The 24648-nt window shown below is 37.1% G+C and carries 11 protein-coding genes and 1 tRNA gene; 7 read left to right on the forward strand and 5 right to left on the reverse strand.

Annotated elements, in window-relative coordinates:
* The first annotated feature begins 6 nt into the window (after window positions 1-6).
* The 3 genes from AVFI_RS17270 (at window position 7) to AVFI_RS17280 (ending at window position 6229) form a co-directional block, all read left to right on the forward strand.
* Window positions 7-1224: a hypothetical protein gene (locus tag AVFI_RS17270; RefSeq protein WP_188863861.1), complete on the forward strand. Its 1218-nt coding sequence runs from the start codon at window positions 7-9 to the stop codon at window positions 1222-1224.
* Window positions 1221-5957, forward strand: coding sequence for an OmpA family protein (locus tag AVFI_RS17275; RefSeq protein WP_188863862.1), 4737 nt, complete (start codon window positions 1221-1223; stop codon window positions 5955-5957). The genes AVFI_RS17270 and AVFI_RS17275 overlap by 4 nt, the downstream gene beginning before the upstream one ends.
* 197 nt (window positions 5958-6154) lie before the next feature.
* Window positions 6155-6229, forward strand: a tRNA-Gly gene (locus AVFI_RS17280).
* 233 nt (window positions 6230-6462) lie between these two features.
* Here the strand turns inward: AVFI_RS17280 and AVFI_RS17285 are convergent.
* Window positions 6463-9822 carry an Ig-like domain-containing protein gene (locus AVFI_RS17285; protein WP_054776101.1) on the reverse strand — a complete coding sequence of 1120 codons (3360 nt, stop codon included), beginning with the start codon at window positions 9820-9822 and terminating at the stop codon, window positions 6463-6465.
* Window positions 9823-10719: 897 nt separating this feature from the next.
* Between AVFI_RS17285 and AVFI_RS17290 the strand changes: the two genes are divergently transcribed.
* The 3 genes from AVFI_RS17290 to AVFI_RS17300 are packed head-to-tail and all read left to right on the forward strand — an operon-like array spanning window position 10720 to window position 14301.
* On the forward strand, window positions 10720-12417 hold the full coding sequence (locus AVFI_RS17290; RefSeq protein WP_188863863.1) for a hypothetical protein: 1698 nt from the start codon (window positions 10720-10722) through the stop codon (window positions 12415-12417).
* Between the two features lie 4 nt (window positions 12418-12421).
* Window positions 12422-13510: a TolB-like translocation protein gene (locus AVFI_RS17295; RefSeq protein ID WP_188863864.1), complete on the forward strand. Its 1089-nt coding sequence runs from the start codon at window positions 12422-12424 to the stop codon at window positions 13508-13510.
* On the forward strand, window positions 13507-14301 hold the full coding sequence (locus tag AVFI_RS17300; RefSeq protein ID WP_236782099.1) for a hypothetical protein: 795 nt from the start codon (window positions 13507-13509) through the stop codon (window positions 14299-14301). Before AVFI_RS17295 ends, AVFI_RS17300 begins: the two co-directional genes overlap by 4 nt.
* Window positions 14302-14328: 27 nt before the next feature.
* On the opposite strand, the gene AVFI_RS17305 is transcribed toward AVFI_RS17300, so the two are convergent.
* A protein-coding gene (locus AVFI_RS17305; protein WP_408580437.1) for an IS3 family transposase occupies window positions 14329-15557 on the reverse strand; the annotation gives its coding sequence in 2 pieces (ribosomal slippage) (window positions 14329-15194 and window positions 15194-15557; 1230 coding nt in all).
* Between the two features lie 348 nt (window positions 15558-15905).
* On the opposite strand from AVFI_RS17305, the gene AVFI_RS17310 reads away from it, so the two are divergent.
* The gene (locus AVFI_RS17310) at window positions 15906-19751 is read left to right on the forward strand and encodes an OmpA family protein (protein ID WP_236782077.1); all 3846 of its coding nucleotides are present in this window, start codon (window positions 15906-15908) and stop codon (window positions 19749-19751) included.
* 66 nt (window positions 19752-19817) lie between these two features.
* Here AVFI_RS17310 and AVFI_RS17315 read toward each other — a convergent pair whose 3' ends face one another.
* Genes AVFI_RS17315 through tssH form a run of 3 tightly spaced genes read right to left on the reverse strand, consistent with a single transcriptional unit; the run spans window position 19818 to window position 24582 of the window.
* The gene (locus AVFI_RS17315) at window positions 19818-20318 is read right to left on the reverse strand and encodes a hypothetical protein (RefSeq protein ID WP_054775926.1); all 501 of its coding nucleotides are present in this window, start codon (window positions 20316-20318) and stop codon (window positions 19818-19820) included.
* Window positions 20319-21929 carry a sigma-54-dependent Fis family transcriptional regulator gene (locus AVFI_RS17320; protein ID WP_065641565.1) on the reverse strand — a complete coding sequence of 537 codons (1611 nt, stop codon included), beginning with the start codon at window positions 21927-21929 and terminating at the stop codon, window positions 20319-20321.
* Window positions 21916-24582 (reverse strand): type VI secretion system ATPase TssH, encoded by a 2667-nt coding sequence (gene tssH, locus AVFI_RS17325; RefSeq protein WP_065603738.1) that lies wholly within the window; start codon window positions 24580-24582, stop codon window positions 21916-21918. The genes AVFI_RS17320 and tssH overlap by 14 nt, the downstream gene beginning before the upstream one ends.
* Window positions 24583-24648: the final 66 nt, after the last annotated feature.

Genomic DNA, 24648 nt, shown 5'->3' on the forward strand with positions numbered 1-24648 from the left:
GACACCATGAATTTAAAATACCTATGGACAGCATTAGCTGCGCTTATTTTCCTAAACGGATGCAACCAAGACGACTCTTCAACGCCAAGGACAGCCGTCGAACCACCAAAAACTGACGTCGAATTACTTAACGAGCAAGAGTGGGATGATAACCGTGTTTATGTCACTAAAGATAACTACATCTTAACGAAAGAAGCCAATGGCACGATACCGGGAATAATGAAGCCCTGCTTTGTAGTGAACAGCGCTAAAGAGTGGCCAAGAGAAGATTTATCAAATGCGGATTCTTACGACTTACCGAGAGTGGATTTCAGGTGGAATAACGGGAAACACGATGCGTATTCCGTAATGACTGAAAAACAGATTTATGAAGCGAGAGATAAGATTTGGAGCATAAAAACAGATGGTACGGATTTACGGTTAGTTACTGACTTTTTAGACGTTGTTCCGATGAATAAGCAGAATGAAGCCGTTCCAATACGAATGATGCGTCGGTCACCAAATAATCGTTATTTAGCTTGGAGTGACAGCGTCAATAAAGTCATTTTTGATTTAAAAACCCAAGAGTCGATAGTTTTAGGCTCTGATCTTGGTCATTCTCAATTTCTCTGGGCGGAAGACAGTAGCTATTTGTATTTTGAAGACAGAGCTAAATATTGGAAATACGATATTGTCTCAGGAAAAACTACCCAAATGGACGATGATTTTCATTTTTCAGAAGTGGGGGTGATATACGGTGGGAAGCGGTATGTAGTTTCTGATTATGGGATTGTTGTTTTTAACGAGAGTAATAACAAACGACTTTATTCAATAGGCTTATCTACAGCTGAAGAGGATAAATTAGCGGCTAAGAACATTTCACTTTCGTATGATCGAAAATATTTTTTGAAAAGCAGGTCAATCAGCCCTAATGGAAAGTATGCATGGGGTGAATCAGCACAATATCGTTATTTTATTAATTTAGAAACCAAAGAGGTTAAAAATGAGAAAATTGTTCGTTCAGAAGTAGGTGATTATCAATACTTTGAGCAGTTAGGGTTGAATGCTAATTATGTCAGAGATGGTGCTGGAGGTGTAATATTTCTGAAATTAAATGAAGATAAAACCGTCCCTAAGGATAAATGGATGAACTGGCCGCAAGTATGCTCAGGCCATTCAGCAACACTGTCATGGTTATACAACGGTTTTGCGAATAATGGCGCTTTTATCAAGGAGGATAAATGATGAGTAATAACAAAATGTTAGCCAAAGGAGTTTATTTGTTTTCAACACAATTTGGATTTAATTTTGATAGTAATAAAAAAAGAATATATAAAAATTGGCATTCAAATCCCAAAATTGTAACCCTTGGAAGTGATAGAAAGAATAATGGTGTAGATAACATTCGCCCTGTTCCACTTACCCCCTTAATAGCCAATATAAAAGAGTTAAGTGAACGAGTAGAAGAGCGAGAAACCAATGGCATTTGGGGAACAGATAAACATGGACTGATCCATGCACTTGATACTGGTGTACAAGCGATTGCTGAAAGTGGTGATTTTGAATACCTTCAGCATAAAAGTGTGGTCAACCATTTAGATGATGGCGAGTATTCATTGTGTTTTCCGCCGTTAGCCATTTTAAGTCGTTTGGCGATTAGTAAAACCTCGGCAATAGAGATAGCAAAAGAGTTATACCGTTATTCTTCTATGATAGACAAAGATAAAGACAATGAAGTGACATTTTCTTTAACTGAGATAGGGATAGAGCAACTAGCCAAGCCATTTGAGCCATCATCAAATGGGGCGTTATCTCAGGAACAGAAAGAGTATAACCAATGGCATGAAGAGATATCTAAAAAAGGAGAGTCTTTAAAAGGGTTTTTATTACCATCACAAGCGATTTGTAGTGTTGTTTTTTCAAGCGATGTGTATACAAATGCACGAGTTACTATTTCTAGATTTATTCGAGAAGATAATCAAAGTATTTGGAAACCTATTGCGGAAGATATACCTGTTTTAGCACCTAAAAAGGGTGTTGTTACACTTCCAAGTGCACTTATCAATGTTAACCCTGAATCCTTCGAAGAAGGGTATTACAGTATTAAAGTAACTTTTGACCCTCGTAACTTTGAAAACCAAATAATTCCAGAGTACATCCAAAATAGTAATATCGACAAAATTAAATTTGGTTTCTTAGATGGCTACCAATACGAACTCCGAGAATACATACGTTTTGATAATTACATACCATTAGGAAAAATGGCCATTGTGTGTGGGGATATGATCTCCCTTGAAGAATCTTTAATCTGCCAATTTCCACAATATCTTTCGCATCTTACTGCGCATTTAAAAGGAAAAGCAACTAATACAAAAGCCCTTGAAAGCCCTGCTTTAACTAGCCTCGCGGTATTAACCGGAGCTAACAAAGTAAGCATGATGCTTGGTATGGATTTGTTGGCGGATGGCTTAACGCCACAACTAGATAATGGCCCAACAGCAATGGTAAATAATATTGCCAAGCTGTATTGGGAAGAAATAAAAAATAAGAATTTACCAACAGCAATGCAAGCCACGGGAGAAATTTTATTTGGTTTGCAATCAATGGGGGAAGGGCTTGGTAAATTAAAAGAGCTAACCGCATTACAAGCAGGTAGTGCTACTTATCGTGCTGAATTTGGTGCATCTGCATTATTTAAATCCACCATTTTTGATAAAGAGAAGTACGGTAAATTTACCGAATACCTCGCTAAAGCCAACCAAGAATTTAAAGATGGAAAATACAAAGCCGCAGTTGGACGATTATCAAAAACATGGTTGCAAGGTGCCGATTTGGCAGGGCGAGGGTTAGTTGCTGTTGACACATTAAATAATATTGCTGCGCTTTTTAATCACGGAAAAGAAATTGCTGAGCAAAAGAAAAAAGCAGAAAAAGCGCGTGGCAATATGGCTGAGGTTGCGAGTGAATATTTGAAACATATTCCAGTCTGGACGGAAACGCAATTAGAGATAAATAAAGAAAATAAACAGGCTTTTGAGCAATTAACAATTAAAAATAAGACCTTGTTCAATGACGACTACGGCTCTGGGATTGAAGTGGTTTTTGAGTTTGATAAGAAAACCGCAGATACATCGATGGTTCGTCAAGGCATTGCAGAAATTGTTTCTTTCTTAGAGAAACAACCTGATGTTCATATCGTTATTGAAGGCCACACCTGTCAGGTCGGCACCAATCAATATAATATGAACTTATCGCAGCAACGGGCACAAAATGTTGCTGATCTATTCCCTAAAACACTTCAAGAAAAAATAACGGTGATTGCTTTTGGTGAAACTCAGCCATTAGTAGAGGCCACAGGGCGAGAAGTTTCATCAGATAATCTTAAATTAAAAGTAAACCGTAGAGTAAAGATAAAAGCTTACTTAAAGGTTCTTGATATTGTGTATGCACCAAGTAGAAGTGGAATGGGGGTGCTAGAACGTTCTCGTCTAATTACGCTAAATACAATGCAAAAAAAGGATGATGCAATATTAGCTGCCCAACTTGCGTTGTTAGAATCACTCGTAGGGGTTGCTTGTTTTATTCCTGTTATAGGGCCTGCAGCAAGAGGCATGTTATTAATAAAGGAAGGTTCTAATATTGTTCAATCTGGTTTAGGTTTCTTAGATGAAATGCTTTTTGATTATGCTTATGAAACCATTGTCAAAACAGAAGGGGCGAAAGACGATCTTGCTGATTTAGCCAAAATACAAATGGAATTATTAAGTCAGTTAAGACAGTGGGACAGTAAGTTAGAAACCAAGCTCACGAGTTATGAGAGCTTAACTGCGTATTTATCTAAAGATGAAACTAAAAATGAAATACTAAAGCGTTATCAATTACGAGCACTGGCTTTTAACGGATTGATGATGGTTTTGCTGTATGCTCATAGTGAAAACCAGAAGATGCAATCAGGTAAAAATTTAAATTTAACGTTAGATAAATACGATATTAAGGGCTATATCGAAAAGTATCTGCAAAATGATTCATGGTCAGTCAATACGATTAAAAGTACTGATTTAGGGTTCGATTGGATCAATCAGTGCAAACAGAAGCAGAAGCAAGATATCCCCCTATATTATCAAACCTTACCTACACCGGTTCCTGCATCCAATTATCTGCAATATCAAGCGCCACAAGATAAAGGAACAGTGAGCGGAAAGTTTAGTCGTGCATTTCCTGTTCAGGGATTATTGTATGAACTACCAAGTGAAAACAAAACGGCAATGAATTTATTTGAAGAATTTTCAACGAATTTTTCTCCTTTACAAGAAGGTATTGAGCTGGATGAGATTGCACTTCAACGAATTTTAGTCTCAGACCAAGATGGTAAAGAGTGGGATGAGTATTCAAAATGGAAGAAAGAAAATCAAAGAGTTAAGATTAATCGCTTATCACCATTCCATCGCTTAAAAATACAAGTTGTCTTAAATGATGAGAGTAAATCTGTTTTCCCATATGAAGTCGGTTATCAACGAGTTGATGGCGTAAATATAGATGGGCCAAAATTCAGTGTGTTATTTAAACCAATGACATTATCTGATTTTACCTATCAAGATGAGAAATTAAAGGCTGTATTTGGTCAAGAAAAAGCGTTAACTGCGATTGAATTTGAGCCTTTCTATTATTTTGGTAGCCAACGTATTTATGGTTTGAAACCGATAGTAAGTAAACAGCGAGTTGACTCATTATATACATTGCATTGGCTTGGGCTTCATAAAGTAATAAAGATGAAAGAGAGCGCCTTTGAAGAATATGTATCTAGTGGTGGTTTTAGATATATGCGTTACGAACTGCAATTGCAAAAACCGAACAGTAAGCATCATCAAGCCATATTATTTGATGAGAATAATCATGATGAAATTCATATTGGTGTGCACAGCGAAAATAGCCATAAAGTCATACTGGAAGACAGCAGTAGTGGTTCGACACAAACCCTTAATTTTATTTCTGAAGGACGTTTATTAGAGATTGAAGAGTTTACTTATTCACAGACTGTTGGTGAAAGCGTTTCTATAAATGTCATTGATAAAGTACTTTATCAAGCGGTAGGTGTTGATTACAAAAACAAATGCTATTTAGCTAAACCCAAGAATGAAAAGCAGACAATAAGTGGTTTTTCATGGGATAAAGCGGATGAATTAGAGACATTACATATATTGGTTTGCGGTGAGAGCCATAAAGACGAATATGAAACCTTAAAGGTGGATTGGAAAAGAGTAGACGCCATGGTGCAATTACAAACAGCAGGTTATGTGTCAGAGGAAGAAAAAACATCGTACCATTATCACCAAGCGAGTAACCATACTGAAAATTCGTCCTCTTATACTGAAAGTTATTTGAATAAAAACGCAAATGTCAAAAAAGTAGGTGGGCCAATTTATCAATCAACACTCAATTATGTTGGGGAGATTTGTCATAATGGTGCTTGGAATCTTTCAATAGATAAAGAAAGTAAAGAGGCATTAACCGATAAACTTAGTACCTTTTTAAATCTGTCTATTCATGAATTAAATAATAGCTTTTCTTCATTGGATAAGAAGAAAGCATATGCTGTTCATGTGATCAGCTTTAACCTTAAGTATATGACGCCAACAGGAATTAATGCGTCGGGGTTACGTCCATTTGGTGACATTGTACAAAGTAAGGATCATTTGTTTAATTTAAACGTAACTGAGCTTAAGCAGCTTAATACAGAATCTGGCGTGTCTTTAGATGGTAAAACATTAAAGTTAGCCATGCCGACATTGAATCATAGTCAGTTAAATGATCAAACCATGCCATGGATGAAACCTGGAGCTAAGGGTAAACAGGGAGTCAGTGGAGATATTGCTAATGAGTGGGATGGGTTAGATGAAAAACAACGCATACTGCGAATAAAAAAATGGATAGAGAAACAACCGACCGCCATTGAATTAAAGTCTAAGCAATTTTTGTAATATAAAAAAGTAAGTATCGTTCGGGTAACTTGGTAACAAATAGGCTGACGGTGCTTACTATTTATACTTTCCGTATGGTGTGAAGAGATTAAAATTTGCATATTATGCTTAAATATCATGCAATCAATTAGTTAAGTGTAAAAAAGTGCTTTACCTCTGCGCTCAGTATGGCATTATCTATCTCGTTCCAACGATGTGCGTACATCGTATAATGGCTATTACCTCAGCCTTCCAAGCTGATGATGCGGGTTCGATTCCCGCTGTACGCTCCAATCTCTTGCTTCTCCTCTTTAGAGATTGTTCTAGTTTCAAACTCCCAATTATTATTTAAAACTAAACGCTTTATTGCGTGTTTTTTGTATCTGTCATTTTTATAAAACCACTTCTGATTTGTCCACTTCATTCTTACTTTGTTTATTACAAAAAAAGAACCCCACTTCGAAAAGTAGGGTTCTTATTCATTTAACTGTACTAGATAATTAATTACCTAGTTAGCTTAACCAAATTATTGTGGGTTAAGGCCTAGTTGCTCTAGTACCAGTTTAAAGTTAGCACGACGTTCTTTAACGTTATGAACTTCACCAGTAGAACATACTAAATCAGGACAACCACGGTTTACGATACCAGATACATCATCGATAAACTCAGTACCTTTCATTCCACCATCAACATACTTCTTAAGCTCGTTGTGGTAGTTCCAGTTACCGTATTGACCAGACTCATCAGGGTACGCTTGTACTGATGTAACCCAGTAGAATAGACCAGCAATCCACTTGATTTCTTTGTTCTCTTCAGAGCTACAAATTAAGCCTGGGTTTGAACAGAAATCCAGTTCAGCGTATAGCGGGTTCTCTGGTGGCGCTTCAACAACAACACCATCAATTGTTTTACCAATTGTCTCAGGGTCAACGTGTGAACGGCCTAAGTAGTGGTTAAGTGTACCGAAGTTTTGACGACCTGTAGTTTGAATTACACCACGGCCCCACCAGCCACAACCTTGAACGCTTTCTTGGCTGCTGCCATCCCAAATAAAGCTACCTGCTTTTTGATCAACGTAAGTTTTACATGTATCACGTTCCCATACTTGTTTAGAGGTATCTACAGCCGTTGGTACATCATTACAGTGACCATTGTTTGTCCAACGACCCACACTTCCGTTTACAAGTAAACCACGCTCTTCAAGAACAGCATCAGGTGCAGCAAATACAGGAGCTGGAGCACCGTACCATTTCGCATGGGTTAGGGCACTTACTTCCATTTTGTCATCACGAGGACAAGAGTAAGCGTGATCTAAACCTGAAATAGGGTTAACACCGTAATCTGCGTATTTTTGACCAAGTTGACCACAGCTTGCAGACATTGGGTAATCAGCAGGTGCACCGTATTTGATTTCAGACCAGTTGTTCTCATCACACGCATTGTAACGAATGGTTTCTTGCATACTTTGAGCTAGGAACGCAGCAATCGCTACTTTTGCATATTTGATGTTTGTAGCATCATCTACATTTTCATCTAATAACCAGAACTTGTTACCTGCAACACCAATGTTATGCATTGCATTCAAGCCTTCCATGAAGTCAGCCCACTTGTAAACCGTAGACGGAATCCATTGTGATTGAGGCGTTTCATACAAGAATGCAGTGTTGTTCATTGCATCTTCAGCATTTGCTAATTGGTTATTTAGTTCATCAATAACCGTTAGTTTGCCGTTTTCTGTTGTTTTACCAACGTAGTACAGTGGCATTTTAGCATCTTGGTAGCGTTCAATTTTAGCTGTTAGTTCTGCCGTGTTTTTATCAAACAGAATGGCGAACACGTTGCTGAATGCCGCTTTACGGATTTGTGGCTTGCTAGTCTTGTCACCCATGAAGTAAGCAGAAGCTTGATCTGTTGGAATGTTGTTTAGCATTACCGGTGTTTTCACGTAATCAGAAACTTGCTTAACGTATTCCAAAGCATTGTGCCATTGGTCACTTGATAACGCTTCAGTCGTGTTTGATTTTGTGAACGCAATAAAGTCAGCTTTTGTTGCTAGTTCAGCTTTATAAAGCTCTAATTTATTCAGTAAATCCGCAGAGAAACTAGACGCCTCATCCCAAACAGATTGTCTACCTGAGTGCGTATCAAAAGCAAAGTCACCAATGCTTAGAGACCAACCGTAACTTGCTTCTGGCGCAAGAGTAGAGATGATTAGGTGATGAGCGTTTGCCCAACCTTTTAAATCATTACTTAGAGCGTTGATGTCATCAATATCAATCTTATTGCCAGTGATATCCATCGCTTGTGTTAGTGCTTCTTTAACAGAAATACTGCTTGAAGATAACGCATTATCACGAGTCGCTTTATCAAGAACATCAGAGTTGATGATAATAGATGCTGAACCCGCTTGTGCAGCTGCATTAATGATAGATACAAACGTGCTTGTTAGTTTATCGAAATCAGTTAAATCAGCGCTGTTACTTGCTTGGATCGTTAATGTCGTTGGTGCTGAAGTAGCAGGGCTTGCAACAACTAATGTATTTGGCCAGCCAGCTACTTCTAGACGTACTGGATCCATTGGGTTTGGTAGAGAAAGAAGCGGAGCCGTGCCCGGTTCAGTACCATCACAATTTAGGTGAAGAGCCCATGAGTCATCACTACCTGGAATGGTTTTAGTCCAGTAGATTGCTGAGTAAGCGATGTTATCATGAACCATAATGTCACCACCTGTTGCGTGATCACCACGAGTCCAATCAGGATAAACATTAAAGTCTTTACATAAGTCACCTGGAGTTACAGGCGGCTCAACCGGTGGCTCTACCACATCTTCTTCAACGGTGATTCTTACTGTTGCTGTAGAAGAAAGATCTTGTGCATCAGTAGCGATAGCATTCAGAGTTACATTACCAGCTTGAGTTGGCTGCCAGTCACACGCAAATGTGTCTGTATTCGCTGCGTCAAATGAACAGATTTCTTTGTTGTTTGCTTTAACAATCAGTGTCGCTAAATCGTTATCAGCATCTGTTGCATTAACAGAAATAGAAAGGCTCTCAGCAACGTTCATTGTTGAACCATTAGCTGGAGTAACAAATTTAACTACAGGTGCAACGAAATCTTCAGTTACTTCTGCTTTTACAGTAACTGATACTGACTTTTGCTCGATCTTTTGGTTATTTTTATCGAAAACAAATACGTTAATCGTCGCATTACCTTCTTCACTTGGCGTCCAAGTTTGAGAGTATTGAGTGTTGTTTTGGTTTACTGTTTTTTCAGCAAGCTTGGTATTGTTCGCCCAAAATTCAATTTTAGCAGCTAAGTTACCATCAACATGTGCATTGATTGAGATAGCTTCGTTAGCGGTTAACACTTGTCCAGCAGTAGGAGCAAGGATCGACAACTCAGTCACTTCTGGTTCAGGATTTACAGGTTCGTCAGAACATTCTGTTAGCGTCCAGAACCAAGAACTTGCGCTTGGCGTTTCCCAAACACCTGGGTTGTTTTGAGCAATGAAACATTGGTTTTCGTATGAAACCACATCGCCATTCTCAACTTGAGTTTTACCTGGAATAAACGGAATAATATCGCCTAAATCAGGATCTGGAGTCGGGTTTGGTCCTGGATTTGGACCCGGACCTGGGTTTGGTTCACCTGAACATTCAGCAACATCCCAGAACCATGAATCAGCGGTAGGAGATTCCCAAACACCTGGATTATTTTTAGCAACAAAACAGTCGCCATTGAAAGAAACCATATCTCCATTTTGAACTTTTGTTTCACCAGGAACAAAAGTAACAACGTTAGAAGTTGCACTTGCATCAGCGGCGTATAAATATCCGCTGAACATGACGCTAGTAATAGCGGCTGTTATTTTATTTAATTTTATCACTGCTTTTTCTTCTTTTTTATTTATCTTATCTAGATAAATTTATTAATTATAAAGGTGTGCGATGGATAGATTTCATCATCATTCGCTTCCTTGCCTATGATTGAATGAACCGTTTAAAAGGAGTTCATTCTGTTACGAAAAGGTTAATTCCTAAACCACTATAATTAGGCAAAAACCTCGAATCGAACCACGCAAAATTCATTTATTAATATCAAATTAATAGCTGAATTAAATTTTCGAGCATTCTAACCAGAAGAATTTTTAAGGATATCAAGAGTTTTTCAAACTGTGATCTTGCTTCTAAAGTAATTCTTGGAATTGCGACTGCAATATGTTAGATGTCTGTTTTTTTGACATAAAAGTCAGGTTTTCGTTGTTATTTTGACTTTTTAAAAGAGGTGTTTTTTCAATGTCAAATTTACAGGTAGGTTTATTTTGATTATGGTGTGAAAACTTATGTTTCAAAAATGATAAAGATAACTTATCTTTTGATTGCGTTGTAAGTGCTTCCATCAATTTTTCATATGAATCATTTGTTTTGTTTTTGTTATTGTTTGTGCTTTTTTAAACTAGGGTGTCTTGAGCTTGTTAACAAAATTCCGTTTTTTTATATGTTGGTATTAGATTTAAAAGCATAGTGTGTGAATAAACAAAACATAAAGTATTGGTACGGTCTATTGTCGTTGGCTTATATAAAATAAAAATAGATGAATACCTGACTTAAGATCACATAAATTTCATATGATTAATTGGATGTGAATTAATTCGTGTGAGTGAATTGAATGATAGAGGAAAAATAAGTAGAATCGCCTCACCAAATCGTTATACCTAAGCCTTATCAGCTTAATTATCACTACAACCAATTACTGTATTTTGTTTATGGTTGTGGAGACCTACATGCATTTTAACTGCAAGCTTATTCCCAGCTCTTCTTTATCACACAAAGAGCTTGAATATATCCTTACACCTGATGAATTCGTTAGGTTGCTTTCGCGCGGAAAAAATTCACAGAACATCATCAATCAATTACCTGTACAACTACGCCAATCTTTGTCTATCTCCGCAAGTAAGAGCGTACAATCACTGCTTTTTTCTTTAAACCAAAAGCTAACAAAAGCTGAGTGGATCGCTGTATCTACAACGGTAAGAAAAACGGGGTTAAGTGATACCCAACTTGCACAATATCCACAACTGAAGAAGCAAATAGATAGAGTTGAAACAACTCAACCTGCTAAGTTTGTTAAAGCAAATTTTAAACCTGTTACTGATGATGTGCCTTTGGTTCGTAATCTGTCATTTACACCCGTTAACCCATCGCCAGAACACAAGATTTCTATTGAGTTTGTAGGTCAGTGGCCAAATAATGCGGCGTCACTTTTATTGGCTAAATCAGGTGAGCAAAAAGAGAAAATAGCGAAACCAAGAGCCGATATTCATGCTTCACATCGTAGTATTGCGACATTTAAAGATTTAGAGCCAGAACCGAGAAACCTTTATCTCACTATTCCAATGAATGGCACTCCACAGCCATTAAAGCTTCTGCTTGCAGAAAATATTCAGCCTGTTGATAAAGAGACTGAAATGGATGAGTGGGATACTGTATTGGTGCCTGTTGTTCCAATGAAGAGATTAAGTGAAGAGTATTCTTTACATCAAATTGGTTATTTTTATGTAATTTGGAATGGAAAAGTATGGCGAGAAATTACGATTGATTCCAATGGTTACTTTTGTGATCTTGATATACAGCATGAAAGACAAGAACCTCTGCCAACACGACATGTGAATATTAATGCATCTGAATTTTTCCCTGAAGCCAATATGTCCTTTGAAAGATTTGAATTATATCAAGAAGGCCAAAAAGTATTTTCAGGTGAGTTGGATGTATGTGAACAATCAAGAGTATTTAATTTAGTTGCAGAAGAAGTTGAATTGAAATTTGTGGATTTTGAGCACGATGAAATTCTTCTTACTACTTTTGAAAGTCCGATAAAAAACAATGCTTCTAACGAACGCCAAGCAATGAGTTATCCAATGCCTCATGTATGGTTGCCTTATAAATTGTTAGGTGAAGTTCAGGCTGATTGTTATATGTATTACAGCCAAGCTTCATTATCCGATTCAGAAATAAGTTCTCTAGAAGCTAATTATGTCAATATCGCAGTGTCTATTGATGAAATGTCGGTTTACAGTCAGCAACAAGCGTTTGAAGGAGAACGTATATATGCACTTCCTTTAGCAAAAAGTAGTTCATTTGGGTCTCATATTATTAATGAGCAGAATGATAGCAACATTGCTGCAATTACTGTTATGCCACCAAAAAATCAAATTACATTACGCTACCGAATTTGCAGAACAACAGACCAACCTGATGATTTCATGATGTTAAGAAATGAAGAGGAAGAATGGTCACAGAAAGTTTATTTCAGACAAGCAAAAGCTGATGATGAAGGTTTTTTAAATCTCCCATTCTTTGGTTGGCCAAAAGAAGTTGAAGAGGTGGATATTATTCGCGGCGCAAGTGCTGATTTAGGGACAACAGAATACGAATTATCCGTTTTGAAAACAAAAATTAAAATTTCAGAATTAATAGGCTAGAACAATGAAAAAAATACTATTACTCGCACTATTTAGCATCACTTTAATGGGGTGTAATGACCCTGAAAGCGCCGCAGCAGAAGCGGCTCAATTAAGGGCTGAACAGCATCCAGAACGTACTTATGTGGGTGAGCATAACTATTACACCATGGAAAGCAGTGGTGACATTCAATTCACGACAAAAAAAGATTTAAAAGTAATGTATCAAGATTTTCCTCGTTACTTTGTTGAAAAAGCAAAAGAGTGGCCAAAAGAAGATCTTAATGACGCCAGCTCATACGATTTACCGCGTTTTCAATTTGCATGGGCGAACTCAAGCTCAGAAGATGAATATGAGAGTGGGCTTAAAATTTGGAGCATGAAAACTGATGGCACTGATTTGCGTTTGGTGACAGATGCAACCATTGGTTTTGCTGCTATTCGTACTTTAACTCGTTCACCAAATAATCGTTACGTCGCTTGGGCGGGAACTGGTGGTCAGAAAGGTGTGTATGATTTAAAAACGGGTAAGGTTTCGAATATGCATAAATTCACTTCGCCACTTGATATGCTTTGGTCGGAAGACAGTCGCTATTTGTATTTTGATGATGCTATAAATAGTTATGCTCGTTGGGATTCAGAAACTGGTGAAATTAGTGAGATTGATTTTCAATTTAGTAGCTTTGCTAAAATTACAGATGATACCTTGGTTAGTCTAAATGTTTATGGGGTATATAAACTTAATTTAATATCAAATGAAGGCGTTTTGTTAAAGTCTTCAAAATCATTACCTAGAGAACAAAGAAAATTAGACGTAAGATCGATTAGTCCAACTGGTCGCTACGCTTGGGGATCTAATCCTTCTTATGGTTTCTTTTTTGATATAGAAAAAGGAACAGTTAAGCAAATGACTACAGATTATACGCCTGCTCAAATTTTAGGGAAAGACGCACATTTTAGTGCATTAAATAGCTTTGCTAAAGTTAGAGTTGTTGATCGTGTTGGAGATCGTGTGTGGTCATGGCGCGCATTCTATTACGGTGCGTTATCAGGAGATGCAATTTTATATAATGGTTTAGCTAATGATGGTTTGTGGTTCAGGGAGAACAAATGATGTCTGCTTTAACTACTTATGATCATGGAATATACCTACTTGGGGTTTATTTTGATAAAACAGAAGATGAACAAGGTAACGAGTCATATAGCGCTTGGCATCAATCATCTGATGTAACCGAGGCTGATTTACGTAATGTTCGCCCAATTTCTTTTACGCCTGTTTTGGTAGATGACGCTAAAAAGCCAGTTCTATGGGGCACGAATAAAGACGGTTTATTATGTCAGCTGGGTTATTTTGATGAGAATACGGTACCTGAAACTGTAGCAAAAAAACAAACTTTTTTACGTCATAAGCAGCCATTAACTGTTAGTGAATTAAATTTAGATAAACCATATTCACTAATGTTTCCGCCATTAAATGTGATTGGACAACTGGCTGAAACACACTCCAGCGTTAAAGCGTTAAATGATTCACTAAAAGATATTTATTCCAATAAATTAAAATTAAAGAATAAAAAGCCGATTGAATTTACTATCAATAAAATCAAAGTTAGTCAGTTAGCAGAGCCCTATAAAGGGCTCGATAAACCACTGACAGATGAGCAGAATGATTACAATGCTTGGTATAACAAAATTATAGCGAGTGAAGTAACAGAAATTCAAGGCATCATTACTCCAGTTTTTCACTCGCTTGGGGTGGTGTTCAGCAGTGATTTGTATGTGGGGGCAGAGATTTCTCTTATTAAAGTGAAACCTAAACAAGACAATTCAGGTGAGTCAGAGGATGTATTGGCTACGAGTTTTGTTACTAAACCTGATCCAAGTGATGATAAAACTGTCTCGTCCTAAAATACGTTGACGATTTTTAATTGAAAGCTAAGTGCGTACGCACTTGGCTTTTTTGTGTACTTGATTTGGTGTACTCATTCCCAAGCTTAAATGTGGCCGCATTTCATTATAAATAAAAATAGATTCTTCAACTAAATGCCTTAACTCCTCTAAATCTTTACAGTCATACAAAAGAAACTCTTGTTTAAGTATCCCATTTATTCGCTCTGCTAATGCATTTTGATAGCAATCATAACCATCCGTCATTGATGGCTTAATATCATTTTTATTCAATTTTTCCTGATAAACCTTTGAACAATACTGTAATCCTCGGTCTGAATGATGAATCGTACTCCTTTGATATTGACGGCTATCTATCGCCATATCAAGAGCTTTGACTACATCAGTAGCTTTCATTTCATCACTTAATTCATATCCCATTATCTTTCGACTATAAGCATCTGTTACTAAAGATAAATAATGAATACCTTTTTGTGATTGAACGTAAGTGATATCACTAACAAAAACCTCTTCAGATGCTTGAGGTGTTACTTCTTTAAGTAAATTAGGATGTTTTTTCATCCAATGCTTACTATAGGTAGTTTTTGTATAACTTCGTTTAGGTTTTACTAATAAGCACTCATTTCTTAAATAGGAAAAAAAGTTATCTCTGCCTAACTTTATGCCATGAGTGATGAATTTGGGCTTAAGTAAAAAATATAATTTTTTACCTCCAATACGAGGCATATATCGACGAATTTCTTGCACCATATTTTTAACCGGTGAAAGTTCAACGGCACGTTTCAGAGCTCTACGTTCTTGTTGGTATATACATTGTCTTGTAATGCCAAGTAGCTGACTAGCTCGCTCTAAGCTGATCATTTTCTGCTTTTGAAGACTTCTTGCTCCTTGGCAATATACTTTTTTCTAAGGCCTGCACCATGTTCTGCGTCCATGATATTCACTACTTCATTAAGTAATAAATTACGCATTCTTTCATCATCAAGCTCTCGCTCTAAACGTTTAATTTTTTGTGCAGGCGATTCTTTCGCTTTCGGGGATTTAGGCATAATAATCTTAGGTGATTGAGACCAGTCCATCTTACCGTGTTTTCTTAACCAAGTAAGTACGGTAGATCGACCTTGAATGCCATAAATGTTTTGAGCTTGCTTATAGGTCATATCGCCTTTTTCTATAGCGGCAACAAGCTGCAATTTAAAGCCTAATGAATAATCGCGTTGAGTTCGCTTATTCTTTGTTTTTTCTTGATTTGTCATATAAAAGTCCTAAATGTGTAAACACATTTCAGGACGAGACAAACAAATAACCCAGAAGATTATAAAAAAATAACACCTAGTGTCGTATTTAATTTTGATCCTACACTAATTGATGATGGTTATTTTCTGCTTCGCACGCGTTTTTGGGTTGAAGAATATTTAGAACGACAGAAAGCAATTTTAGATGAAGGAATAGACGCTATTTTTCCTGATTCAGTAAAGCAAGGGCAACTAAAATTTGAAGCTAGTATTGAGCATCCTGACAGCAAAACGGTACAAGACGTCTATACTTATGAACTGCATGAAAATGTCACTTTTAAACCAATAAGCGGTTTTGGTAAATTGGCGATGGTATGCGGTGATTTAATCTCGCTTGAAGAGTGTTTAATTTATCAATATCCAAAGGCACTACCTAGCTATTCTGATTTTATGACACAACAAGGAAACCCCGTTGCGTTAAAAGGCACTGGTGTCGCCACGCTTGGTGTTGCATCCGCAGTGCAAAAGACAGCGCAATCTTACGCTCAAGGTTTTGCGACAAAAGGCATTGGTGTATTTGGTGATTTATCTAGCCAACAAATTGCAACCAGTGTGGCAAAAAATATTTGGGGTAAATTAACCGTTGAGGGTGTTTTACCTGAGCCGCTTACTGCAGGAGCGAGTTTCTTATTTGGGTTGCAATCGGTCAAAGAGGCGCGTGATGCGTTTACAAAAGCGGTTAAGGTAACTGAAAGAGTACAACGATTTAATTTAACTGCTCCACAAACTTTAGAAAGGACGGTGCGTAAAGTTTTTTCTAATAAGACGTTTATGCAGAACGCGCTAAAAGAAATTAAAGAAAACTTTCAAGAGCACGGGGCATCCGTTAGTACTCGAAACCTCGCTGCAAGTTGGTTTGAAGGAAGTGCTTATACAAAATTGGCTAAAGGCTTACCTATTATAGACACTATTGGCAGTATGTATGATTTTTATCAACTAGTAGATAAACAAGGTAAGTTGGAGAAACAGTCGGCCAAAGAACAAGATAACTTTGATAGTGCAGCTACAGACTATTTGCAAAAAATTGTGATGGTAAAAGCAGAGGCTGATTGGGCCCAACAACTTCTTGATGCAACATCGATTCTGAATAATAAAGGCAAGGAGCAAATAGCTCGTATTGTGTCAAAAAATTCGCAAGTAATTATTCATATCAATTTTAAGTTCAATTCGTGGGAACTACCGAATACAGGTACGACATTACGAAGTGATATTGATATGGTTTGTGAAAGAATTGCTGAATTATTAAAAGCACATCCAGATTATCGAATTCAAATTGAGGGTCATGCAGGACGAATAGGCAGTAATAAGGCAAATAACCTCGTTGCATTTAATCGTGCTGATGAAATTAAAAACGCGATAATAATTAAAGCCGATGATAAAACATTATCTGAACGTATTATTACTTTGTCACATGGCAACACTCAACCTATGAGTGCTGACAATGCCAAAGTAGATATGAGTGAAACAGGGGATGACTCAGCATTAGCTATTGATAGACGTGTTGAAATCAGTTTATTGCCACCTCTTTATTCGTTAGCTTTGCCGCCGAGTCGGACTGGTATGATTGATTTAGAAAAAATTCGTCAAGCCAAACAAGCTTTTGATTTAGGATTAGATAATAATCAAAAAGAGCAAGTATCAGCGGTATTTAATTCTTTAATGGGTGTAGCAATGTTAACACCTATTGCTCCAGTTGCAGCTGGGGTTCTATTGATAAAAGAAGGATCTAGTATTGCTGATAGCGGATTAAGCTTTTTAGATTCAATGCTAACCGAAGGGGCTTACAAGGATTTTAAAGCTAAATATAAGAACATTAATGAGTTAAATCAGCTAGGTAAGATTCACATTGAGGTATTGCAACTGTATCGCGGCTTGCAAGAAGACATTGTAAGTAAAAGATATACTGATAAAAATAAAATAGTTGAATTTTTAAAGGCACAAAAAACATCTCGTGAGTTACAAAAACGCTTCTTGCTTCGAGCATTAGCATTAAATGGTTTAATTGAATTACTTGCCAGAATTTCATTAAGTAGCAGTTCAAATAGTGACTATAAAAAAGAACTTACAAGCGATCGAGTTCAAGACTATATAGAGACGTATATTCTTAATGACAATTGGGAAGCTCCTTTATCTTCTTATAACACCATGGCTCAGAATTGGTTGAACCAAGTGAGAAATGATAACGTGAGTAAGTCATTGTCTGGTGCTAATTATTTTTATGGGCAACAAGTGAATGAATATTCTTACCATTCAGAATATTCACGAACAAAACATCTGGCTAAGCGAGCTAAAATTCAAGGTAAGTTTACGACTGGATTCCCAGTACAGACCAGTTTGTATATGGATGATAAAGAGAATGGTTTTGTGGATTTTGCTAAGTTGTTTGACAATAAAGCTCAAGACGTGAAATCTGACGATATTGGTTTTAGTCGTTTATTGGTGCTTAACGATCGAGATGATGATAAATCATGGATGCCTTATTCAGAGTGGAAAGAAGAAGGTAAAACAAACCGTATCACACCATTCACTCGTGTTAAGTTACAAGTAGTATTAACCAAAGACGCTTCAGAAGATGCGAAGAAATTCTTTAAAGCAACATTAAGTTATGGTTGTGATCGTGGCTGGCTTGATGTTAATGGCCCTCAATATCAAGTTTTGTTATCAGCAAAAGAAGTGTCTGATTTAACTGTGTGTGGGGCTTCAGATAATGAGCTGATTTCATATTACACACAACAATTAGGTGATAACTATGTTGCAGATAAAGAAGGAACACAAACGTTAACTGCTGTTGAGTTTGAACCCACTTATTGGTTCGGTGAGTATGAAATTCCCGGTCTTAAGCCTTTGTTTTCTGGTTATTCGCAGTGGGAAAGCTTTGATTCATGGAAAAAAGACGATAAATATAAAGCACTGTCATATTTCTTTAAGCTTAATAATAATTTATTGATACTCGATACCTCAATTGTAATACCTAGTTCAAAAGGTATTGAGATGCAAACTATCGGTTCGATGGGAGAAACGCTTTCTGAAATCAAGCAAATGAAAAATATTGCTTCACACATGAAGTATGGCATTGATGATAATAATACCTATGGGCTTCAATGTCATAGTGATGGGAGTGTTGATACATCAACTAAACCGTTATATCTCTTTGATGGATTAGGTAATCAAAGTGCGGTAATTAATGAAGCTGATTTGCTCGTTGAAAGCTTTGTTAAAGCGAATGAAAGTAGTAAAGGTGCTGGTAAAAAGCCATATATAGAAGGGCATGTCACCCCGCTTGCTGCACTAAATATAGGAAATAAATTTGAGTGGTTTGATAAGCAAAAACCAATAAATTCGCAACAATTTAATTGGGGGAAAGAACAATCAGCATCGATTTATGTGGCCTTATTAGCAGATAAAGATAATCGTGAAGATTATAAGAGTATTGGTTTTAATCTTGATAAAATCACTATGCAGCTAAAGTTAAGTATTGAGGAACAGGATTCAATTATTGGAAAGGCTGACTCAAAGGGAAAAGGGCCAAGTTATTTTAGTTCTGTTTTCCATGTTATGGACATTAATTATGAGCTTGAAAATATAGAGAAATATTCGAAAGGCAATACCTATAAAGATATAGACTCTAATTATGTTGAATTTGATGCTCAAACTGAAGAGAAGCAATCCTTTGTAAATTTTGCTTCTCAAGTGCTTGAAAGAGTCAAAGGTGCACCACAATCAATGCTGCATGTAGGGACGCGAAGTAGAAAAGTTTATATCATGAAATTCGATTTAGACTATATATCCCCAACGGGTAAAAAGGTAAAAGGACTAAGACCGTTTGGACCAATACTCGATGACGACACTGGTGAAATTTATTCTTCTGAATTACGTCTTTTTGGCTTATATCAAGAAGGTATTGATAAGGTTGAAAGCAAATATTTATCAGGTTCTCCATTAGCGATAACATTGCCAGAAAGTAAGAGTTTTTATGAGGGGAATTTACCTTGGACTCAAGTAGGAAATAAATTAGATAAGGTCAATATATCGGCTCAAACAAAATGGGAATCTTTGCAGAAAAAAGGTAAAGAAGAACAGAAAAAATGGTTGAAAGGTTGGATAAAAGATAAAACTGAAACTCGATCTGCGCCATCTGAACAAGGTATAAGCTGATTTCTTAATAAAAAACCGCCATCGGGCGGTTTTTTATTACCTAAAAAAGCAAGCTAATTACTTATATTAAGATGACTTCATCAAAATAAATGTGGCTTCTTCTAGTGTTTCACTTTCTAAGAATTGCTCTTCACTGAATTTTGCCGACGTGTATTGGGTTAGGTTATCCATTTTACGAGTGGTTGTGCTTGGTAGTAGTATATTCATACTGCCAACTCTTGCGGGGTAGCTACCATTATAAAAATTCAAATCGTAGTTGAAAATAACACCTTTGTTTTTACTTGGAAATATACTTACTGTACTTTTGCAGTTAGCAATATAGACACCTTTATCAGCACATAAATTGAACGTGCTAGTGAAAGGGATTTCGTTAAAATAAACAATCACTTGTTTATCCGTATACCCATCGACATCTTTAGATAAGTAGTTAAATGAACCAATACTTTGTTTCTTGTTTCCTATAATGTGTACATTTTTATAGGGAGCTAGTGGATCTGGTACTGATGTTTGATTGGAGCAACCAGCAACAACAAGCGCTGCTGGTAATAATAGTAAGTATGGTTTCATTTAAAGTATCTGTTCAGATGAAATGTTATGTTTTTTCATTTTGTGGTTAAGAGTGCTTAATGGTAGAGCAAGATGCTCAGCCACGCGTTTTGTCTGCCAATTACAAGCGTTTAAACAATCAATTAATACGTTTTTTTCGTAATTACCAACAATGTTTTTTAATGATGCCATTTCTGGTAAATCAGTTTCATTAATTGCTGGATCTATTTCTGATTGTATCTTTATTTCTTTGTTTTGAGTGACTTCATTCTCTCCAAATTCGATGGAGGCAATGGTCTCAAAATCAGATAAAAAAACGGCTCGTTCAACAATGTTTTTGAGTTCACGCACATTACCTGGATATGAATATTCAAGTAATTGTTTACGAACTTGCTGGTTGAGTACCGGTGGTTCTATATTCATACTTGCACTGACTAACTTAATGAAGTGCTCTGATAGAGGAATAATATCTTCTGTTCTCTCTCTTAATGGTGGAATCGTAATTGGAAATACATTTAGACGATAAAACAAATCGGCTCTAAACTCATTTTTTTTGATTTTTTCCATTAAATTAGCGTGAGTCGCTGCTAATACTCTGACATCAACAGAAATTTCTTTATTGCCACCAATAGGTCTAAATTTACGTTCCTGTAAAACACGTAATAACTTAGCTTGTAATAAAAGAGGCATATCACCAATTTCATCTAAGAAAAGCGTACCGCCATCAGCTGCTTCAAATAAACCGATTTTATCTTTATCAGCTCCGGTAAATGCCCCTTTTTTATGACCAAATAGTTCAGACTCTAAAAGTTGCTCTGGAATAGCTGCACAGTTTTGAACAATTAAAGCTTGTTTAGATCGATTAGAGTTCTCATGAATATATTTAGCTATAACTTCTTTACCTACTCCTGTTTCTCCACGGATAAGTACGTCTACAGGTAACGATAATACTTTATCCAAACGAGCTAAGGCATTTAGCATCACTTCACTTTCGGCTATTGGGCCACTATATTGACTTTGCTTACGCTGTTTTAACTGATTATTTTCACGAGTTAAACTTGCATTATCTTCAGATAATTCTTTAATCATGTAACCATATTTTTCAAGCCATACTGCTTGGCGAATATTGGTGGCAGCCATTTGACAAAAGCAGGTTAAGCTTGCCTCATCATTAATCACATTGAGATCAAATAATACTAATAAGCCAACGGTGTTTTTTTCATTATCAATCAGTGGCCATGCGAGGAGGTTTTTACTCTTACGATTTAAAATAGATTCATTTTGGTAAATTTCATCACATTGGTAGCCGTTATATTGGTAAAGATCATTGATAAGAACCACTTCGCCGTTTTGAATAGCAAAACTAAACGGGTCTGTTTCATCAATGCTCTCTAGGGTAAGCGGTTGCCAAGGGTGTTCTGCCAAAATATGTTCATTATGATGTACAACACTTGGAAGCAAAGCTTGCCCTGTTTGATCTAATACATAAATAATACCATGATCAGCAAACGTCAATTGACGAGCTGCGGCCAAAATAGCGTCGAGTGTCAACGCTAATTGGCTGCGATCAGCCAAAGACTGGCTGATCGCAAGTAGAGCATTATTTAGGCTGTCTGACTTAGCTAAAGACATAACCTAGTGTTCCTTGCTCATCAATTGAAATCACGATTTGAGTATGTGTATCATCTTTATCGTGTGCTAATAATTGAGTTGAAAGTTGAGGTAATAGCTGACGGTTAATTACAGCATCAATATTACGAGCACCAGTTTCCGCAAGGCGACAATTAGCAAGAATGAATGACACTAGCTCATCGTTGTAGCTTAAGGTTAATTTATGGTGCTTCTCTAAGCGTTTAGATACTTTATTTAGCTTATGAATGATGATATCAGTCATTGCTTCATCATTTAGAGGTAAGAACGGTAATACGTTCATACGAGCTAATAACGCTGGCTTAAAGTGGCTGTTTAACGTCGGGCGAATGGCCTCTGCAACAATATTTGCATCGATATCTTTCGATTGTTGTACTAAAGATTCAATTTCATGAGTTGCAAGGTTACTTGTCATAATGATTAAGGTGTTCTTAAAGTCGATAGTTCGACCTTCACCGTCATTTAATGTGCCTTTATCGAATACTTGGTAGAATAAATTCAATACTTCTGGATCTGCTTTTTCAACTTCATCCAGTAGAACAACAGAATAAGGACGTTGACGTACTGCTTCCGTTAACATACCACCTTCGCCATAACCTACATAACCTGGAGGTGAACCAATTAAACGTGAAACCGTATGTTTTTCTTGGAATTCTGACATGTTAATGGTCGTCATGAAGCGTTCACCACCAAACATTTGATCTGCAATTGCTCGTGCGGTTTCAGTTTTACCAACACCACTTGGGCCAACAAGTAAGAATACACCGGTTGGCGCATCTGGATTAACCAATCCAGCTTTCGCTGTTTGTAATCCTTCAGCTAAAGCTTCAATAGCATAAGGCTGACCTTTAATGCTCTCAGTTAATGACGATACTAGATTTAATGTTGTTTCTGCTTCATCTTGTAGCATTTTGCCCATAGGAATGCCTGTCCAATCTGAAATAACATGACTGATTTCATCAGGACCTACCTCAAAGTGAACAAGAGGGCTATTACCACGTGCAGCCTCTAGTTGTTCGTTACAAGTATGAATTGCTTGACGTGTTTCTTCCTCTGTAAATTGAGAGCATGCAGGCTTGTCTTGGCTATCTTCATCATCAACTTCTTCATTAGAAGGTGTACCTAATGTCAGATCATGCAAGTGTGCACGTAACTCAATCATTTCATTAATTAGAGCTTGCTCTTTTTTCCACTGATGTTGAAGTATTGATTGCTCTTCCAACGCTTCATCCATACGAGCTTTTAATTCTGGAATTGCAGCAAGGGCATGGCGATCACCTGTTTGCTGTAACTGATCTCGCTCTAATGCTTCAAGTTCACGCTCTAGAGCTGCAATTTCTTGTTGTAACGTTTCGATTGGTGCAGGAATAGCGTTTAAACTGATGTTTACACGAGCACATGCTGTATCTAATACATCAATGGCTTTATCTGGTAGTTGGCGACCAGAAATATAACGGTCAGATAGGGTTGCCGCAGCAGTAATTGCATCATCACGGACATAAACATTGTGTGATTTTTCATAAACGGCGCGCAGACCACGAATGATTAAAGCGGCTTGTTCAGTTGATGGCTCATCCAGTTTAACTAATTGGAATCGACGTGCTAAAGCAGGGTCTTTTTCAAAATATTTTTTATACTCTGACCAAGTTGTTGCTGCAATGGTTTTTACTTCACCGCGAGCAAGCGCTGGTTTCAATAAGTTAGCGGCATCACTACCACCAGCTTGATTACCGCCACCAACAAGCGTATGTGCTTCATCAATAAAAAGAATAATTGGGGTTGGAGAATTCTTAACTTCGTCTAGCACAGCGTTTAGGCGTTTTTCAAATTCACCTTTTACACTTGCGCCTGCTTGAAGTAATCCCATGTCTAAACCGTAAAGCTCAACACCTTTTAAGCAATCAGGAACTTCGCCTTGAACAATTTTAAGTGCTAAACCTTCAACTACGGCTGTTTTACCAACGCCTGGTTCACCAACCGCGATAGGGTTGTTTTTACGTCGACGCGCTAGGATATCAATGATTTGTCGAATTTCTTGGTCACGACAGAATACTGGGTCAATTTCACCTTTACGTGCTTTGCCAGTAAAGTCTGTTGTGAATTTACTTAATGCTGACCCGTCTTCGCGAGCATGAGTTTGTTCTGATGTAGCGACTTGAGATTCAATTGAACGTGATGTTAATTCAGCAAAGTTACGTTTCAGTGTTTCTGGGTTGATGTTCTCCAACAGAGAAGAGTAACCATGTTGACCATATCTTAATGGATTGCTAATTAATGTAAGCAGTAATGCACCAGAGCGAATTTGGGTTTCTGATAAGTCAAGTGATGAAACTAACCATGCTTCTTGTAACCATTCAATTAGCATTGCTGAAAATACTGGTTTGCCACCATTGCTTTTATGACTGTTTTCTAGCGTTGATTTGATTGCTTGGCGCAATAAATTTTCAGAACATTCAAAATGAGCGAGTAGTTGGTCAAAATCGCTATTTGGGCGTTCAAGCAAGCTTAATAAAAAGTGTTCGATTTGTACTTCAGATGCACGTTCAGAAACAGCTAATGCAGCTGCATCTTCAAGAGCTACCTTTGTAATAGGGTGTAGACGTTGTATTAAAGAAGAGAGATTTATATTTATCATAGTTAGTTTCAATCATTAGCCAGAGTAAAAATTTGGCTGATTATACTAAATATAAAATAAACTTTT

The organism is Aliivibrio fischeri ATCC 7744 = JCM 18803 = DSM 507 (assembly GCF_023983475.1).
Classification (GTDB): Bacteria; Pseudomonadota; Gammaproteobacteria; order Enterobacterales; family Vibrionaceae; genus Aliivibrio; species Aliivibrio fischeri.

Bases quoted from the DNA above. Each gene is read 5' to 3' on its own strand.
- AVFI_RS17270 (WP_188863861.1), top strand. From the start codon at position 7: ATGAATTTAAAATACCTATGGACAGCATTAGCTGCGCTTATTTTCCTA.
- AVFI_RS17275 (WP_188863862.1), top strand. From the start codon at position 1,221: ATGATGAGTAATAACAAAATGTTAGCCAAAGGAGTTTATTTGTTTTCA.
- AVFI_RS17290 (WP_188863863.1), top strand. From the start codon at position 10,720: ATGCATTTTAACTGCAAGCTTATTCCCAGCTCTTCTTTATCACACAAA.
- AVFI_RS17295 (WP_188863864.1), top strand. From the start codon at position 12,422: ATGAAAAAAATACTATTACTCGCACTATTTAGCATCACTTTAATGGGG.
- AVFI_RS17300 (WP_236782099.1), top strand. From the start codon at position 13,507: ATGATGTCTGCTTTAACTACTTATGATCATGGAATATACCTACTTGGG.
- AVFI_RS17310 (WP_236782077.1), top strand. From the start codon at position 15,906: ATGGTATGCGGTGATTTAATCTCGCTTGAAGAGTGTTTAATTTATCAA.
- AVFI_RS17315 (WP_054775926.1), bottom strand. From the start codon at position 20,318: ATGAAACCATACTTACTATTATTACCAGCAGCGCTTGTTGTTGCTGGT.
- AVFI_RS17320 (WP_065641565.1), bottom strand. From the start codon at position 21,929: ATGTCTTTAGCTAAGTCAGACAGCCTAAATAATGCTCTACTTGCGATC.
- tssH (WP_065603738.1), bottom strand. From the start codon at position 24,582: ATGATAAATATAAATCTCTCTTCTTTAATACAACGTCTACACCCTATT.